This window comes from Streptomyces sp. NPDC058469 (assembly GCF_042721125.1).
GTDB lineage: Bacteria > Actinomycetota > Actinomycetes > Streptomycetales > Streptomycetaceae > Streptomyces.
In genome coordinates this window covers 1-16,229 of the sequence record NZ_JBHXME010000198.1, presented here as the reverse complement: position 1 = coordinate 16,229, position 16,229 = coordinate 1, and the positions used below count along the sequence as shown (strand labels likewise).

Genomic DNA, 16,229 nt, shown 5'->3' with positions numbered 1-16,229 from the left:
CAACACCCGCTCGTACAACCGGATCGCCCGCACCACATCACCCGACGCCTCATACGCGCCAGCCAGGTTGTTCCGCGAAGTCAGCGTGCTCGGGTGATCCCCACCCAACACCCGCACACAATCCTCCAACACCCGCTCGTACAACCGGATCGCCCGCACCACATCACCCGACGCCTCATACGCGCCAGCCAGGTTGTTCCGCGAAGTCAGCGTGCTCGGGTCATCCTCACCGAAGAGCCGAGTAGCCGCTGCCAGAGAGCGGCTCAAGTAGTCGGTCGCCTGACTCAACTGTCCTTGCTCCTGGAGGAACTGTCCCATCAGAGTGAGGATCACATCAATCTCAACCGTGTCCTCGCCCGGTTCGAACGCATCGAGGATGGCTTCGACATGGGGAAGCAGAGCTCTCCATGTCGGCCAGCCCTCGACATTTCCGCTGGGATCGCCCGGAAGCTCGTCAAGCATCAGCTCCGTAGCCCGTTCACGCGCGGCCAGGATGCGCGCCTGATCACGATGCGGATCGTCCGCCGACGATGTGCGGGCCACCATCTGGACCAGGCGGTGGATGCCGACCCCCGTCCGGTCGAGCGTGATCATGCTGTAGTCGGCCAACAGTCCTAAGAGCTGGGCAAGATCGACCGGATCCTCGGCAAGCGGCTCGAACAGAGATCGCGGAATGCCGGTCGGGGCGTACCACGCCGCGATCCGCAAGATCTCCACCGCCCTGGGATCCTGCTCCTCAAGCACGTCCAACGTGATGCGCCAGATCCGCGCGACCGTCCGTGCCGGGTCAAAGCCGCCCGGTGCCGCAGCCGTCGCGCGCTCCGGATACTGCTCCAGCATGGCCCGATACGCTGCGATCGGGACCTCCCTCTGCGCGATGAAGGCACCAGCCTGTTCCAGAGCGAGCGGCAGATGACCGAGTTCCTCCGCCAGCGCGCGGGCCTCGTCTTCTTCCTCGTCACTGCCCCCGATGAGACCCGCCAAGAGGGCCAGCGAAGCCTCCTGGTCCAGCACATGCAACGAGATCGGCTCGCACACCCAGCCCCGCTTGTACCGGCTTGTGATCAAGTGACGCCCGGAAGCCCGTAGTTGGCCCGTCCAGGCATGCACATCCCCCGGCTTCTCCGCGTTGTCGAAAACCAGCAGCCACCCAGGGTGCGTCTGCAACCACCCCACCGCCCACTCGGCGGCCTGCGCAGTGGTGAGGCCGAAGGCATCCTCGCCCCGCAGCCGCGCGGTAAGCGCCGCGAAACCCGCCTCGATCAACTCAGGCGTGTCCGAGCGAATCCACCACACCAACCGATACGACCCCGCATGGTCATGCGCGTAGTGGCAGGCAAGAGTCGTCTTCCCGACACCCCCAAGCCCGTGCACCGTCTGCGTGATCGTCTGCGACTCCGCCGAGAGCGCCCGCTCCAGTTCCCCCATCACCTCCGCCCTGCCCACGAAAATCGGCGACGGCAGCTCGGGCAGGTTGTTCACACCCGGAGGGACTTCGACGTCGTACACCGCTGCCCTACGCGACGGCTCCTCACGGTCCGCATCCGTAACATCCTCCGGCACCAACTCCCCCACCGCCGCCACAAACCCGGGCCGCGCCGCCAACCCCACCACCGACACCGCCGTCAGCTGATCCCCGTCGTAATCCCGCCGCCGATCGGTCGTCACGACCCCGATGAGCCGCCCCCGCGCGAACAACGCCGCCCCGGAGGCCCCCGCCCACGACGACTTCTCGTCCCGCTTGCCGGGAACGGCGACCCCGTCGACGTACGCCGTGATCAGCCCACCGGACTTGAGCCCAGTCAGCCTCTCGATGTGGCCGCGGATCTCCTTCGTGTCCCGGATGCCGTCTCGTACCTCGGACCGGGGGAATCCGACCGCGACGCACGCCAGCCGCTGCTCGTCCAGGACGACCGGGCCGCCGTCGATCCGGCCCCAGCGGACAGGTTCAACACCTGCCGGCGGCACCCACCCCGGATCCGTGATCCTGACCAACGCCCCGTCCGCCTGCGGCTCCCGCTCCAGATCGGGTGGCTCTGCCAGTGGCCACAGCACTTCCGCCGCAAGCCATTTGGAGTCGCCGTCGAGACCCCTGACCTCCAAGAACCCACAGCCCAGCACATTGTGAAGAGCCGTCAGGACGATGTCGTCCGCAACCAGATACCCGGTCCCCGAACACTTCCCGACCGGATTCCAGATCTCCACGACCCGCCGCACGTCCACAGCCACAGGCCAACACCCCCGTGCTCCCCGTTACTTGGGGCGTTCCCCCGAGTCATCCGCGATACGCAGATCCGCGCCCTCGGCGTCGACCGGCTGGAATGTGAGCTTCACACGGCTCGTCGTGCCCTTCGAACGGGCCGCCTTCGCCTCCGCGCCGAACGGGAGCACCAAGACCTTCGCCCGCGCCTCCCCGTCCTTCTTCACGTCCACGGCGAACTCGATCTCCACCGGGCCGGTCCGGAACTGGATCTCCTGCCCGGCCCCGTCCCGCGCCGCCTGCTGAAGCTCCGCGCGGATCGCCCCGATCGCCTCGGCCAGTCCCGCCCACGCCTCGTCCGCCATCGGGCGTCCCCCTCGTCCCCGTACCCGCACATCCCCGCACACGCAATGTGGGGCGCAGCGTACCCGCCACACCCCACAACCTGCGTGAAAAGACCGCTAATTGGCTACTTCACCGGCCTGATCCCCAGCGGTTCGCCGATCTCCTCCACCATCACCTTGCCCGCCTCGAACTCCAGCGTCTCGTCGCCCATGCTGACGTCCGTGTCCAGGCCGTCCAGTTCCGGGAGGGGCTGGTTGAGGCGGACGTGGGCCACCAGGGACTGGAGGGCGCGCAGGGACGCCGAGGCCGTGGAGCCCCAGTTGGAGAAGTACGAGAACTGCCACCACCACAGGGCCTCCGTGGTGCGGCCTGCGCGGTAGTGGGCCATGCCGTGGCGGAGGTCGGTGATGACGTCCGCGAGGTCGTCGGAGATACGGGCCGGTACCGGGGCCTTGCGCGGCTCGTAGGGGTCGAAGACCTCCGAGTACACGTCGATCGGCTCCAGCATCACCGCGAGGCGCTCGCGGATCTCGTCCACGTCCGGCTCCGGGCCCAGGTCGGGCTCGTAGCGCTCGTCCGGGACGATGTCCTCGTGCGCGCCCAGGCGGCCGCCCGCCAGGAGGAGTTGGGACACCTCCAGGAGGAGGAAGGGGACCGCCGAGTCGGGGTCCTCGCCCTTCGCTACCTCCGACACGGCCACCAGGAAGCTCTCGACCTGGTCCGCGATCTGGACCGCGAAGTCGTCCGGATCCGGCGCAGTGGCATGCAGCGTGGCGTCAGACATCTAGGAGTCGTCTCCCCTCGAAGGCGCGGCCGAGGGTCACCTCGTCCGCGTATTCCAGGTCGCCACCCACCGGGAGGCCGCTGGCCAGGCGGGTGACCTTGAGGCCCATGGGCTTGATCATGCGGGCGAGGTACGTGGCCGTGGCCTCGCCCTCCAGGTTCGGGTCCGTGGCAAGGATCAGTTCCGTGACCGTACCGTCGGCCAACCGCGCGAGAAGTTCTCGTATACGCAGGTCGTCGGGTCCGACACCTTCGATCGGGCTGATCGCGCCGCCCAGGACGTGGTACTTGCCCCGGAACTCACGCGTCCGCTCGACCGCGACCACGTCCTTCGGCTCCTCGACCACACAGATGACCGAGAGGTCGCGGCGCGGGTCGCGGCAGATCCCGCACAGCTCCTCCTGCGCGACATTGCCGCAGGTCGCGCAGAAGCGGACCTTCGCCTTGACCTCCATCAGGCACTGCGCGAGCCGACGGACATCCGTCGGCTCCGCCTGCAGGATGTGGAAGGCGATCCGCTGCGCGCTCTTGGGACCGACGCCGGGGAGTCGCCCCAACTCGTCGATGAGGTCCTGGACCACGCCTTCGTACAACGGACTGCCTGCCCTTCCATGGAGTCTCAGGAGTCGTGCCGGGAGGTACGTACGTACCGTAGTTGGCCGCGGCCCGTCTTAGAAAGGCAGACCGGGGATACCGCTGCCGCCGCCCAGGCCCTGTGCCAGCGGGCCGAGCTTCTGCTGCTGGAGGGTCTGCGCGTTCTCGTTGGCCGCCTGGACCGCCGCGACGATCAGGTCCGCGAGCGTTTCGGTGTCCTCCGGGTCGACCGCCTTCGGGTCGATCTTCAGCGCGCGCAGCTCGCCGGAACCGGTGACGGTGGCCTTCACCAGGCCGCCGCCCGCCTGTCCGTCGACCTCTGTCCGCGCCAGCTCCTCCTGCGCGTTCGCCAGGTCCTGCTGCATCTTCTGGGCCTGCTGGAGCAGCTGCTGCATATTGGGCTGGCCACCACCGGGAATCACGATCAGCTCCTGGTTTCGTACGGCTGTCAGTCATGGATACGGCCGAGGAACGGCCATGGATACGGCTGTATGGGCGAGGTTTCCCCCGCTCGGCACGAGCCTACGTGGTCCGGGCAGTCATCGCTTCAGCACTCTTTCGAGTGAGTCTTCACCGTGTCCTATACCTGATCAAGACCCACTTCCGGGCGGAAAAGAGGTGAAACCAGATCCTTCGCCACCCATTGGGCGGTAGGAAGGGTCCGGCACATCAGCATCAGGTGTCACACGACGTAAGGGAGTGCCGGGTGGGTCAGCCGGAGATTCAGCCCGAAGGCGGCGATCTGGCCGGGCGGACGTTTCCGCTCGGGGACTGGGGCGAGCCGACGGCCCGGCTGGACGAGCTGTACCGGTGGGTCGAGCGCGGAGCGCTGGAGACGGCGGCCCGGTATCTCACCGACCGGGTGTGGAAACGGCGCGGGGCGCGGGTGCTGCGCGCGGGCGCGGCGCTGGGCGCGCTGGCGGGGGCCGCGCTGCCCCTGCTGGACCTCACCGGGGCGGTGGGCGGGGTGGCCGGCTGGGGCTATCTGGCGCTGCTGCTGGGGGCGGCGTGCCTGGCCGGGGACCGGTTCTTCGGGATGACGTCCGGTTGGATGAGGGACGTCGCTACGGCACAGGCCGTGCAGCGGCGTCTTCAGGTACTCCAGTTCGACTGGGCGTCGGAGGGCGTGCGGGAGTTCCTGGGGCCCGCGGAGGGCACGGCGAGCGAGGCCGCGGACCGGTGTCTGGGGGTGCTGCGGCGCTTCTCGGAGGACGTGACGGAACTGGTGCGGGTGGAGACGGCCGACTGGATGGTGGAGTTCCGGACCGGGCCGGGGCCGCTGGGCATCCAGTCCGCGGTCGTCCCCGGGAGCCGGCAGGAGGGGACCGTCGTACAGGGCAGGTTCCCGATGCCGCCGGGGCCGGGCGGCGGCACCCGGCCGAACATGCCGAGGCAGCGGCCGCCGGAGCCGAGGTGAGCCGCGATGAGGCGAGCGGCGGCGAGGTGAGCGGCGGCCACCGGGGTCACGGCTGCGCGCAGAGCTTCAGGCCCTCCGGGGTCCAGCACGGGATGTGGCCGTGGGTGCGGATCACGTCCTGGCCGTTGCCCCGCGAGAGGTAGGTCAGGAAGCTCGACGCGAGGGAGTCGGCCGGGGGCCGGCCGTAGGTGTAGGCGTACTCGATCTCGCGGTACGGGTAGTCGCTCGTGCCGTGTTCGATGGCGTCCACGGAGGGCGGGTGGCCGTCCAGCCGGAGGGTGTGCAGGCCATTGGCTCCCGAGGCGAGGGTGAGTTCGCTGTAGCCGATCGCGCCGGGGAGTTCGGCGACCTGGGTCAACACCTGGTCCGTGGAGTCGAGTTCACACCGGATGACGGGCGCGGTCGGATCGTCCTTGTGAACGCAGTCAACAGAGGAATTGGCGATCTCGCCGCGCTTCAGCACCCGGCGCTGGAACACCTGTCTCGTCCCGGAGTTGGCGTCCCGGCTGACCAGGTGCACGGCGAGGTCCGGCCCCCCGAGCTGCCGCCAGTTCCTGATCTCGCCCCGGTACAGGCGCCGTACGTCCGCGGTGGACAGGTTGTCGAGGTGGATGCCGTTGTTGACGACGATCGCGAACACCGACATCGCGACCCGGTTCTCGCGCAGTTGCGGCATGTCGCTCGGCTTGGGTCCGTCCGAGAGGGCTACGACGGCCGGTGAGCCCTTCGTCGACGCGAGCCCGGTGGCCTCCAACTCCCGTACGCCCGCGGTGGATCCGTGCGGGTCGATGGTGACCTTCGCGCCCTCGCAGTCCCGCTCGTACTTCTTCGCGACCTCCTCCACGACCGGCGCGAAGGCGGTCGAACCGGTGACGGTGAGGGTGCCGTGCGCGCAGCCGATCGGGGGCGGGGTGTCGTCGCGGGCCACGACGATCGCCGCCAGCGTCACCACGCACACCGTGAGCATGATGGTGATCAGCCGGGAGGCGCGGCTGAACAGGGGCGCCTTGTCGTCCGGGGTGGCGCTGCGGTTGGGGTGCACCTCGCCGTCGCGGATGCCGCCGATGAGCCGTATGGCACAGCCGACGTCGCCGCCGGAGAGCAGCACCAGCAGCTTGAAGTGGTCGCGGGGGTTGAGCGGGACGCGTGGGATGCGCAGGGTGTTGGTGTCGTAGCCGAGGCCGGCCACCGGGGTGAAGTGGTCCATCAGGTGGTCGGTGCCGACCGGCTGGGTGACCGAGACGCCGCGGATCGTGCGGTCGGTGAACACCGCGGTGAGGCCGTGGAGTTCGCGCCCGGTGTAGTCGTTGTCGGCGATGCTCTGCGAACCGTCGTTCTCGATGCGCAGCAGGACGAGGGTGGCGTCGGACATGCCTGGGACCTCGTCGAAGAGGCCGAGGCGTCTGTTGGCCCGGCCCGAACGCACGTCGTCGCCAATGGGGTTGTCCATCTGGACGCGGTAGCCGATCCGCTTGCGGCGCGGCACCCTGCGTTCGTACCAGACCATCACGCCGGACGCGACGATGCCGAGCACCGCCGTGCCCACGGCGACGACGTTCTCCGCGCTCAGCCACTCCACTGCGGGCCCCCGCTCCCCAGCCGGATCGTGGGGTCACGGTACGAGCGGCACCGGAAACCACGCAGGGGGTCTTGGCCGAAGTCCGCGTGACGTTCAACTGGCCTTGCTGTGAAGGTATTTCAGCCAGACTTCGTGTACGTCAGCTTCTCCCCGCTGTCGGTGTTCACGCGCTGGAGCGTGCGGTCCGACAGCAGGGTGATCTCGGTGGCGGAGCCCGGGTTGCAGGACGACAGCGGCTTCCCGGAGGTGACGGTGGAGGCGCCGATCGCCAACGGGCTCTCCCCGCCCGGCTCTTGAGCGAGGTCGGCGGTGAACTCGCAGTGGTAGCCGGGGCCGTCCGCGACGAGGGTCAGGACCGGGGCCCCGACCTTCCCCTGCCGGATGGTGAGTTGGCGGGTGTTGTGGCCCGTGGCGTTGTCGATGGACGCGTTCCAGGTACCGAGGTATCCGCTGGGTACGGCGCCGTCGCCGGCCGGTGTGGCGGAGGGCGAGGGCGATCGACTCGGCGTCGGCTCCCCCGTGCTCGGCCCCGGGGTCGTGGGCGCGGCGCTGGTGGCCTGACCGCCCGAACCGGCCTTCGTACGCCCGCCGTTGCCCCCGCCCTTCATCAACGCGTACACCGAACCACCGGCCCCCAGCGCGACGACCAGCGCGACCACGACGAGCAGTGCGGTCGACCTGCCGTTCCTGCGCGGCGGCTGGGGCTCCCCGTACGGCGGGGCCACCCCGACCGGCCCCGGACCGTAGGGCGGGGTGGCGCCGAGGCCGCCGTTGTGGGGGTAGGGGTTGTACGGCACCTGGCCGCCCCAGCCGATGAGTTGGCGGCCGGGGGGTTGGGGGTAGGCGTCGGCCGGGGAAGGCGGGGCGGGCGGTTGGGCATAGCCGTTGGCCGCGGAGGGCTGTGCGGGCTGCTGTGGGTTGCCGTAGGCGGCGGGAGGTTGGGCGGGCTGCCGCGAAGCGCCGTAGGCGGAGGGCTCGTTGGGCTGCTGCGGGTCGCCGTAGGGGCCGGAAGGCTGGGCGGCGGGTTGCGAGGAGCCGGGTGCGGAGGGCTGGTTGGGCTGCTGCGGGTCGCCGTAGGCGGCGGACGGCTGGGGGTGCTGTTGCGGGTAGCCGTAGGCCGGGTGCGGGGGCTGTGGGGGCGGTGTCCGGGTAGACCCGGCCGGGTCCGCGGCGACCGTCGGGAGGTGGTCGTCCGGCGCCGCGCCGGCCGCCGGTGCGGGCGGTGCCGAGGAGGAGTCGTCGGAGGCGGGGGCGTGCTCGGGTGAGGCTTCGGGGGCGGCGGGTGTTTTACGGAAGGGGTCCGGCTTCCCGATGGCAACGGGGGCGGGAGTGGGAACAGGAGCGGAAGCAGCCGGAGTAGGTGCGGCAGCCGAAACAGGCGCGGCCCCCTGAACTGTCTCCGGGTCCACCGCGTCCGAGCCCTCTGCTTCTGAGCCCACCGGCCCCGAGGAGCCCGCCTCCAGGTCCCCCCTCTGCGGATTCCCTCTCTGCGGGTCCGGGTCCCCCGTCTCCAGACCACCGCTCACCAGATCACCCGTTCCCGGAGCAGCCCTTCCCGGAGCAGCCCTTCCCGGAACACCCCTCCCCGCACCACCCTTCTCCAGCGCGGCCTTCTCCAGCCCGCCCCCCTCCAGCGCGGCCTTCTCCGAATCCGCGCGTTCCGCATCCACGCGGGCCACATCCACCCGTTCCAGCTCTGTCGTCTCCGGGTCCTCCGTGTCCAGCAACTGGACCGCGTGGCGGCCGAGTTGGGCGACGAGCGCGCCCGGCAGCCACGGGTCGCGGGAGCGGCCGCCGGAGACCGTGTCCTCCGCGCCCGTGCGGTCGAGGATGCGGTGGAGGGTGGGCCGGGTGGCCGGGTCCTTGCGGAGGCAGTCGTGGACCAGGTCGGCGATGCCCTCGGGGACGCCCGACAGGTCGGGTTCCTCCTGGGCGATGCGGAACATCAGGGCGTGGACACCGCTGTTGGCCGTGCCGAAGGGGAGCGTGCCGGTCGCGGCGTAGGCCAGGACGGAACCGAGGCAGAAGACGTCGCACGCCGGGGTGATGCGGTCGCCCCGCACCTGTTCCGGCGCCATGAAACCGGGCGAGCCGACCAGCGAACCGGTGCGGGTGAGCCCGTCCCCCGCCTGTGTTTCCAGGGCCCGCGCTATGCCGAAGTCGATGACACGGGGGCCGTCGATGGTCACCAGCACGTTGGACGGCTTGAGGTCGCGGTGGACGATGCCGGCGGCGTGGATGTCCTGCAGCGCGTGCGCGAGCCCGGCCGCGAGGATCCGTACCGACCGCTCGGGCAGTGCCCCGCGATCGCGCCCGACGACCTGTTGCAGGGTGGGCCCGGCGACATACCCGGTGGCCACCCACGGCACCTCGGCCTCGGTGTCCGCGTCCAGCACGGGCGCCGTCCAGTGGCCGCCGACCCGCCGCGCGGCCCGCACCTCCTGCCGGAACCGCGCCCGGAACTCCTCCTGCGCGGCGAGTTCCTCCCGCACCAGCTTCACGGCGACCGTGCGTCCCCGGTCCGACCGGGCCAGATACACGTGCCCCATGCCGCCGGTCCCCAGCCGGGCCAACAGCCGATACGCCCCGATCCGCTGCGGATCGGCCGCCCCGAGTTTCTCCATGGCCGCGCCGCCTCCCCCTGAAATCCCCGGTCACGCCCCGGTCGCGCCCCTGTGCTCCGCGACAGACCGAGAATAGTGCGGGGACAGGGCGGGATGGCCGGAGCGGTGTCTACGGTTCCGTAACGGGAGACCGGCGCTGCCGACGGAAGACCCGCCCCGCCATGCACCGGGCACCCCCGCACCGCCCCCCTCCGCAGGCTGGGGTCATTTCTAACCGGTCATGCTGGTGGACAGCGGTTAGAAATGACCCCAGCCTCCAGCGACCCCCTGCACCGGACGTCCGCCCCCACCCTGGACAACCTGTCGCGGAAACCCCCCGACCACAGACAGGACGCCGATTCCGTTTCCGCATCGCGGACATTTACGCTCACCCGCATGACCCCTCAGCCCAACCCCCAGGCCGGCGCCGCCGTGAAGGCCGCGGACCGTGCGCACGTGTTCCACTCCTGGTCCGCGCAGGAGCTCATCGACCCGCTCGCCGTGGCCGGCGCGGAGGGGTCGTACTTCTGGGACTACGACGGCGGGCGCTACCTGGACTTCACCAGCGGGCTCGTCTACACGAACATCGGCTACCAGCACCCGAAGGTCGTCGCCGCGATCCAGGAACAGGCGGCGACCCTCACCACCTTCGCGCCCGCCTTCGCCATCGAGGCCCGGTCGGAAGCCGCCCGACTCATCGCCGAGCGGACACCCGGCGACCTGGACAAGATCTTCTTCACCAACGGTGGCGCGGACGCCGTCGAGCACGCGACGCGCATGGCCCGGCTGCACACCGGGCGGCCCAAGGTGATGTCGGCGTACCGCTCGTACCACGGCGGTACGCAGCAGGCGATCAACCTCACCGGCGATCCCCGCCGTTGGGCCAGCGACAGTGCCACGGCCGGGGTCGTGCACTTCTGGGCGCCCTTCCTGTACCGGTCCCGTTTCTACGCCGAGACCGAGGCGCAGGAGTGCGAGCGCGCGCTCGAACACCTGGAGACGACGATCGCCTTCGAGGGGCCGGGCACGATCGCCGCGATCGTCCTGGAGACCGTTCCGGGCACGGCCGGGATCATGGTGCCGCCGCCCGGTTACCTCGCCGGGGTCCGTGAGATCTGCGACAAGTACGGGATCGTCTTCGTCCTCGACGAGGTGATGGCCGGGTTCGGGCGGACCGGTGAGTGGTTCGCGGCCGATCTGTTCGACGTCGTACCGGACCTGATGACCTTCGCGAAGGGCGTGAACTCCGGGTACGTGCCGCTCGGCGGTGTCGCCATCTCCGGCGCGATCGCGGACACCTTCGGCAAGCGGCCCTACCCGGGCGGACTGACGTACTCCGGGCACCCGCTGGCCTGTGCCGCGGCCGTCGCGACGATCAACGTGATGGCCGAGGAGGGGGTCGTGGAGAATGCCAGGACCCTTGGTACGACCGTGGTCGAGCCCGCCCTGCGCGCGCTGGCCGAGCGGCACCCGAGCATCGGCGAGGTACGCGGTGTCGGCATGTTCTGGGCGCTGGAGCTGGTGAGGAACCGGGAGACGCGCGAGCCGCTGGTGCCGTACAACGCGGCCGGTGAGGCGAACGCGGCGATGGGCGCGTTCGGAGCCGCCGCCAAGCAGCAGGGTCTGTGGCCGTTCATCAACATGAACCGCACGCATGTCGTCCCGCCGCTCAACGTGAGCGAGGCCGAATTGAAGGAAGGCCTCGCCGCCCTGGACGCGGCGCTCTCCGTGGCGGACGAATACACCTCTTAATACGCCGAGGAATACACCTCTTAATACCCGGAATGGGCGGGTCCGTTCAACGGGTGCCCGCATCCGGGCAGGACGGGAACCCGAACGCGTAAGGTGGCGTGCTCGTAGACATATACGAGTACGCCATCGAACGCGACGAGGGAGACGCCCCGACGATGCCCGGAAGCAGCGGCAGCGGCGCCGTGACGCGCAGCACCCTGCGGCAGCAGATCGCCGACGCGCTTCGCGACGAGGTCCTGGCCGGCCGGCTCCAACCCGGTCAGGAGTTCACGGTGAAGGAGATCGCCGAGCAGTACGGCGTCTCCGCGACCCCGGTCCGGGAAGCGCTCGTCGATCTCTCCGCGCAGGGACTCCTGGAAGCCGACCAGCACCGGGGCTTCCGCGTCCACGAGTACTCGGTGACCGACCACCGCGGCATGATCGAGGCCCGCGCCCTGGTCACCGAGGGCATGTTCCTGGCCCTGGCCGGCGGCCACCCCGTCTTCGACCGCACCGACGACCCCCGTACGGTCGCCGCACTCGCGGGTGTCCGCCGCCGCGGCGAGGAGGCGCAGCGCGCCGCCGACGCCGGTGACCTCACCATCCTGATCGGCTACGACCTGCGGTACTGGCGCGAGTTGAGCGCCATGTTCGGCAATCCCTACCTCGGCGACTTCCTGCACCGGCTGCGCGTCCAGTCCTGGGTGTGCACGGTGCAGCATCTGCGCCGGCTGAGCGATCTGCGCGGCCGGCTGTGGTCCGAGCACACCGAACTGGTCGACGCCCTGGCGCGCCGCGACACTCCGGCCGCACGCTCGATCGTCCTGGCGTACAACACGCACTCCCTCGACCTCATCGAGCGGCTGGCCGCCCGGTGACCGGACCGGAAAGGGCCACTCCGGCCGTGGACAGTGCCTCCGTGGACCCCAGCGTCGCCATCGACCCCAGCGTCGCCATGGACCCCAGCGTCGCCATCGACCCCAGCGTCGCCATCGACCCCAGCGTCGCCATCGACCCCAGCGTCGCCATCGACCCCAGCGTCGCCATGGACCCCAGCGTCGTCGTGGACCCCAGCGTCGTCGTGGACCCCAGCGTCGTCGTGGACCTCAGCGTCGTCGTGCCCGCCTACAACGAGGAACAGCGGCTCGGCCCGACGCTCGACGCGATCACCATGTATCTGGGCGACAACGAGGGCCGATTCGGCGACTGGGAGATCATCGTCGCCGACGACGGCTCCGACGACGGGACCCGCGACGTCGTCACCTCCCGCGCCGATCCGCGGGTGCAGTTGGTCACCAGCCCCCGCAACCGCGGCAAGGGCCACGCCCTGCGCATCGGTGTCGCCGCCACACGCGGGCACCGGGTGCTGGTCACCGACGCCGATCTGGCCGCGCCCATCGAGGAGTTGGAGAAACTCGACAAGGAGCTGAGCGAGGGCCACGCGGCGGCGATCGGCTCACGGGCGGCGCCGGGCGCGACGATAGAGAGCCACCAGCACCCGATACGCGAACTCCTGGGCCGCGCGGGCAACTTCCTCATACGCCAGGCCGCGGTGCCCGGCATACGCGACACCCAGTGCGGCTTCAAGCTCTTCGAGGGCGACCGCGCCCGCGAGGCCTTCGCCGCCTCCCGGATCAACGGCTGGGGCATCGACGTGGAGGTCCTCCAGCACTTCCGCCGCGCGGACTGGGAGGTCGCCGAGGTGCCGGTGCGCTGGGCCCACCAGTCCGGCTCGAAGGTACGACCCCTCGACTACGCCAAGGTCCTCGCCGAACTCGGCCGCCTCCGCGCCCGCTCCCTGCGCCCCGCGGACATCCTGGTCGTCACCCTCTTCCTCCTCATGTCGGTCGGCCTCTACTCGGGCCGCCTCTTCGACCCGAACCACCGCTACCTGGTCGACTCGCTCCAGGACCAGAACCAGTGGGAGTGGTTCTTCGCGGTCACGGCCGACAACGTCGCCCACCTCCACAACCCGTTCTTCTCGAACCTCCAGGGCTTCCCCGACGGCGTGAACCTCATGGCCAACACGGTCATGCTGGGCCTGTCGGTGCCCTTCGCGCCCCTCACCCTGCTGGCAGGGCCCGCGGTCTCGCTCAGCGTCTGCATGATGCTGGGTCTCGCGGCCACGGCCGCCGCCTGGTACTGGCTGATCGTGAAGCGTGTCGTACGGCAACGGGCCGCGGCCTTCGTCGGCGCCTCCCTCGCGGCCTTCGCCCCGCCGATGGTCAGCCACGCCAACGCGCACCCCAACTTCGTCATCCTCTTCATGATCCCGCTGATCATCGACCGCGCCCTGCGCCTGTGCACGGGCACCCGGGTCGTCCGCGACGGCGTCGTACTGGGCCTGATGGCGGCCTACCAGATCTTCCTCGGCGAGGAACCCCTGCTCCTCGCGTCGATCGGCATGGTCCTGTTCGCCGCGTCCTACGGCGTCCTGCGCAGTGACGTGATGAAGACGGCCTGGCGCCCCCTCCTCAAGGGACTGGCCATCGCCGCGGGGGTCTGCGCCCCGATCATCGTGATCCCGCTCTGGTACCAGTTCGCGGGCGCGCAGAGCTACCAGAGCGTCCTGCACGGCGACAACGCCGGCAACAGCCCCCTCGCCCTGCTCTCCTTCGCCGAACGCTCCCTGATCGCGGGCAACGAGGTCCGGGCCAACGCCCTCTCCCTCAACCCCACCGAGCAGAACGCCTTCTACGGCTGGCCGCTGGTCGCCCTCGCCTTCGCGATCGTCGTACGACTGTGGGAGCACGCCCTTGTCAAGGCGCTGGCGTTCACGGCGGTCGCGGCGGCGATCCTCTCCATGGGCCCCAAGATCCGCATCCCGCTCACGGACACGGTCTACCCCGGCCCCTGGGCCCTGCTCGCCCACAAGCCGCTCTTCGAGTCGGTGATCGAGGGCCGGGTCGCGATGGTCTGCGCACCGGCGCTGGGCATGCTGCTGGCGATCGCCGTGGACAAGCTGGCGGCGACACGTCAGATCGGCACGCAGTACGTAGGCCTGCTCGCCGTGTGCATGGCCGTGATCCCGATCATCCCCGCGCCCTTGAAGGCAGTCGACCGGGCGGCGGTACCGGCCTTCTTCACGGACGGCACCTACAAGTCGTACGTCCGCGCCGGCGAGTCCCTCGTCCCGGTCCCGCTCGCCGACCCCGGCGCGGCGGAGGCGCTGCACTGGCAGACGGCGGCCGACCTCGGCTTCAAGATGCCGGGCGGTTACTTCAACGGCCCCTACGGCGAGGACCGCATCGGCATCTACGGCGCCTCGCCCCGCTACACCTCCAACATGCTGCGGGACGTGCGCTACACCGGCGTCGTCCCGACCATCGGCAAGAACTGGCAGGCGCAGGCCAGAACGGACTTCGCGTTCTGGCACGCGGGCGCTGTGGTGGTCGTACCGCAGCCGAACGACGACAAGCTCCGCACGGCCGTGGAGAAGCTGGTGGGCCGACCCGGTAAGTGGGTGGACGGCGTGTGGGTATGGGATCTGCACGAGGGGAGCTGACCCGGGCCGCACCGACTACTCTTCCCCCTACTCTTGCCTGACCACCATGCGAACACCACGCTGCGCAGCGAGTAACCGAGGAGCCCCTTTTGGCCTGTGACCTGTGGCTGGTCCCGCTCGTCGACGTGTTGTGCCACACCCCCGACAATCCGTTCGCCGAGGAACTCGCGCTCTACAACGCGCTGCTGGCCGAGGCCGGACTCCCTCCGGTGCCGGTGTACCAGTACATGCCGGGCCTGTCCGGCGAGGTCGCCCCGGTGGCGGGCTTCGACTACGACGCGCTGCACTTCCTGCGCCGGGCCTACCTCCTCCAGGTCTGCGGTCTCCCGGTGACGCCGGTGGACGAGTTGGGCGGCGACTACGAACAGCTCCTGGAGATGTTCGAGACCACGGCTCAGCAGTCCCACCTGGTCTGGCACTACGACCACGCGGGCGCGTACGTCCCCGTCGACTTCCCGCACCCGCTCGCGAACGACGAACTCCTCGCCGGCGGGGGGCCCTTGGGCTCATCCCAAACTCTCCTCCGCGAGCTGGAGTTCGTGGCCCCGACGATCGGCATCGACCCGGCGAACCCGCCGACGCCGCCCCAACCCCCCGCCGCTCCCACCGAGTTGGAGGAACCGGCCGTCCCCGCGCCGTACGATCCCAGCCCCTTCGCCCGGGAACGGCACGTCTGGCTCGGCCTGCACGCGGCGGCGACGCGGAGCCTGGCCCAGGGCTCGATGATCGTGTTCAGCTAACGGTTTCAGCCGACCGTGCGGGAGGTGTTCTCGGTCGCCGCCATGTCCTGTGTGCCGATGACGCCGAGCAGTTCGAGCTGAGCGGCGCCCTCGGTACCGGGCGGGGCGGTGAACCACAGGAGGCGCTGACGGCCGTCCTCGCTGAACAGGCTGTGGCAGTCCAGCTCGATGACGCCCAGCGCGGGGTGCACGATGCGCTTGTGATCGGTGCGGCGCAGGCCGACGTCGTGGGTGTCCCACAGGGCCGCGAACTCCGCGCTGCGCCGCCGCAGTGCGGCCGTCATCCCGGCGACCTCGCTGTCGCGGCCCCGGCGGGCGGCCACTGCCTGCAGGTCGGCGGCGAAGACCCGCGAGTGGTGCGGATGGTCCTCGGGCGGGTAGACCGCGCGGGCGGCCGGATCGGTGAACCAGCGGTACGCGAAGCCGGTGGCCGGGCCGCGCGCTTCCGGAGCCCGGCCGAGCAGTGCCGCGGCCGGCTCGTTCTGGACGAGGGTCTCGTGCAGGTCGGTGATGACCTGGGCCGGGGTGGTGGCCAGCCGGTCCAGCAGCCCGAGCAGGGCGGGCTGGACGTGCCGCGCGCCCGCGCCGTGCGCCGACGCGGGCAGCGGCCGGTCGGCGAGGTGGAACAGGTGGTCGCGCTGGTCGCCGCCCAGCCGCAGCGCCCGGGCGAGGGCGGCCAGTGTCTGGGACGAGGGCTGCGCGCCGCGTCCGCGCTCCAGCTCGGTGTAGTAG

General features: G+C 70.3%; 13 protein-coding genes. 5 read left to right on the top strand and 8 right to left on the bottom strand.

Annotation, left to right across the window (positions count from 1 at the left end):
• The 5 genes from ACFWP5_RS46230 to ACFWP5_RS46210 form a co-directional block, all read right to left on the bottom strand.
• A partial coding sequence (locus tag ACFWP5_RS46230) for a tetratricopeptide repeat protein (protein ID WP_384171321.1) occupies positions 1 to 2,229 on the bottom strand: 2,229 nt, incomplete at its 3' end.
• Between the two features lie 24 nt (positions 2,230 to 2,253).
• Positions 2,254 to 2,565 (bottom strand): trypco2 family protein, encoded by a 312-nt coding sequence (locus ACFWP5_RS46225; protein WP_384171318.1) that lies wholly within the window; start codon positions 2,563 to 2,565, stop codon positions 2,254 to 2,256.
• Positions 2,566 to 2,669: 104 nt separating this feature from the next.
• Positions 2,670 to 3,329, bottom strand: a complete 660-nt coding sequence (locus ACFWP5_RS46220; protein WP_384171315.1) for a DUF5063 domain-containing protein — start codon at positions 3,327 to 3,329, stop codon at positions 2,670 to 2,672.
• Positions 3,322 to 3,921 carry a recombination mediator RecR gene (gene recR, locus ACFWP5_RS46215; RefSeq protein ID WP_019070339.1) on the bottom strand — a complete coding sequence of 200 codons (600 nt, stop codon included), beginning with the start codon at positions 3,919 to 3,921 and terminating at the stop codon, positions 3,322 to 3,324. The genes ACFWP5_RS46220 and recR overlap by 8 nt, the downstream gene beginning before the upstream one ends.
• Before the next feature lie 78 nt (positions 3,922 to 3,999).
• Positions 4,000 to 4,344 (bottom strand): YbaB/EbfC family nucleoid-associated protein, encoded by a 345-nt coding sequence (locus tag ACFWP5_RS46210; protein WP_356053061.1) that lies wholly within the window; start codon positions 4,342 to 4,344, stop codon positions 4,000 to 4,002.
• 284 nt (positions 4,345 to 4,628) lie between these two features.
• On the opposite strand from ACFWP5_RS46210, the gene ACFWP5_RS46205 reads away from it, so the two are divergent.
• Positions 4,629 to 5,339 carry an SLATT domain-containing protein gene (locus ACFWP5_RS46205; protein ID WP_384171310.1) on the top strand — a complete coding sequence of 237 codons (711 nt, stop codon included), beginning with the start codon at positions 4,629 to 4,631 and terminating at the stop codon, positions 5,337 to 5,339.
• 46 nt (positions 5,340 to 5,385) lie between these two features.
• Here ACFWP5_RS46205 and ACFWP5_RS46200 read toward each other — a convergent pair whose 3' ends face one another.
• Positions 5,386 to 6,918: a substrate-binding domain-containing protein gene (locus ACFWP5_RS46200; RefSeq protein ID WP_384171307.1), complete on the bottom strand. Its 1,533-nt coding sequence runs from the start codon at positions 6,916 to 6,918 to the stop codon at positions 5,386 to 5,388.
• Between the two features lie 119 nt (positions 6,919 to 7,037).
• Positions 7,038 to 9,542 (bottom strand): protein kinase, encoded by a 2,505-nt coding sequence (locus ACFWP5_RS46195; RefSeq protein ID WP_384171304.1) that lies wholly within the window; start codon positions 9,540 to 9,542, stop codon positions 7,038 to 7,040.
• A gap of 375 nt (positions 9,543 to 9,917) precedes the next feature.
• Between ACFWP5_RS46195 and ACFWP5_RS46190 the strand changes: the two genes are divergently transcribed.
• The 4 genes from ACFWP5_RS46190 to ACFWP5_RS46175 all read left to right on the top strand — a co-directional run bounded on the left by ACFWP5_RS46190 (position 9,918) and on the right by ACFWP5_RS46175 (position 15,497).
• A complete protein-coding gene (locus ACFWP5_RS46190) occupies positions 9,918 to 11,273 on the top strand; it encodes an aspartate aminotransferase family protein (protein WP_384171300.1) in 1,356 nt (451 codons plus the stop codon).
• Positions 11,274 to 11,428: 155 nt separating this feature from the next.
• Complete coding sequence (locus ACFWP5_RS46185; RefSeq protein ID WP_384171336.1) at positions 11,429 to 12,130, top strand: GntR family transcriptional regulator; 702 nt, start codon at positions 11,429 to 11,431, stop codon at positions 12,128 to 12,130.
• Between the two features lie 167 nt (positions 12,131 to 12,297).
• Positions 12,298 to 14,757 (top strand): dolichyl-phosphate beta-glucosyltransferase, encoded by a 2,460-nt coding sequence (locus tag ACFWP5_RS46180; RefSeq protein ID WP_384171333.1) that lies wholly within the window; start codon positions 12,298 to 12,300, stop codon positions 14,755 to 14,757.
• 89 nt (positions 14,758 to 14,846) lie between these two features.
• Complete coding sequence (locus ACFWP5_RS46175; protein WP_384171297.1) at positions 14,847 to 15,497, top strand: hypothetical protein; 651 nt, start codon at positions 14,847 to 14,849, stop codon at positions 15,495 to 15,497.
• A 5-nt stretch (positions 15,498 to 15,502) separates the two neighbouring features.
• Here ACFWP5_RS46175 and ACFWP5_RS46170 read toward each other — a convergent pair.
• On the bottom strand, positions 15,503 to 16,229 hold a 727-nt coding region (locus tag ACFWP5_RS46170), incomplete at its 5' end, for a transcriptional regulator (RefSeq protein WP_384171294.1).

What these genes read in the sequence shown, in the direction of transcription:
- ACFWP5_RS46225 (WP_384171318.1), bottom strand. Translation starts at nt 2,565, where the DNA reads ATGGCGGACGAGGCGTGGGCGGGACTGGCCGAGGCGATCGGGGCGATC.
- ACFWP5_RS46220 (WP_384171315.1), bottom strand. Translation starts at nt 3,329, where the DNA reads ATGTCTGACGCCACGCTGCATGCCACTGCGCCGGATCCGGACGACTTC.
- ACFWP5_RS46195 (WP_384171304.1), bottom strand. Translation starts at nt 9,542, where the DNA reads ATGGAGAAACTCGGGGCGGCCGATCCGCAGCGGATCGGGGCGTATCGG.
- ACFWP5_RS46190 (WP_384171300.1), top strand. Translation starts at nt 9,918, where the DNA reads ATGACCCCTCAGCCCAACCCCCAGGCCGGCGCCGCCGTGAAGGCCGCG.
- ACFWP5_RS46185 (WP_384171336.1), top strand. Translation starts at nt 11,429, where the DNA reads ATGCCCGGAAGCAGCGGCAGCGGCGCCGTGACGCGCAGCACCCTGCGG.
- ACFWP5_RS46180 (WP_384171333.1), top strand. Translation starts at nt 12,298, where the DNA reads ATGGACCCCAGCGTCGTCGTGGACCCCAGCGTCGTCGTGGACCCCAGC.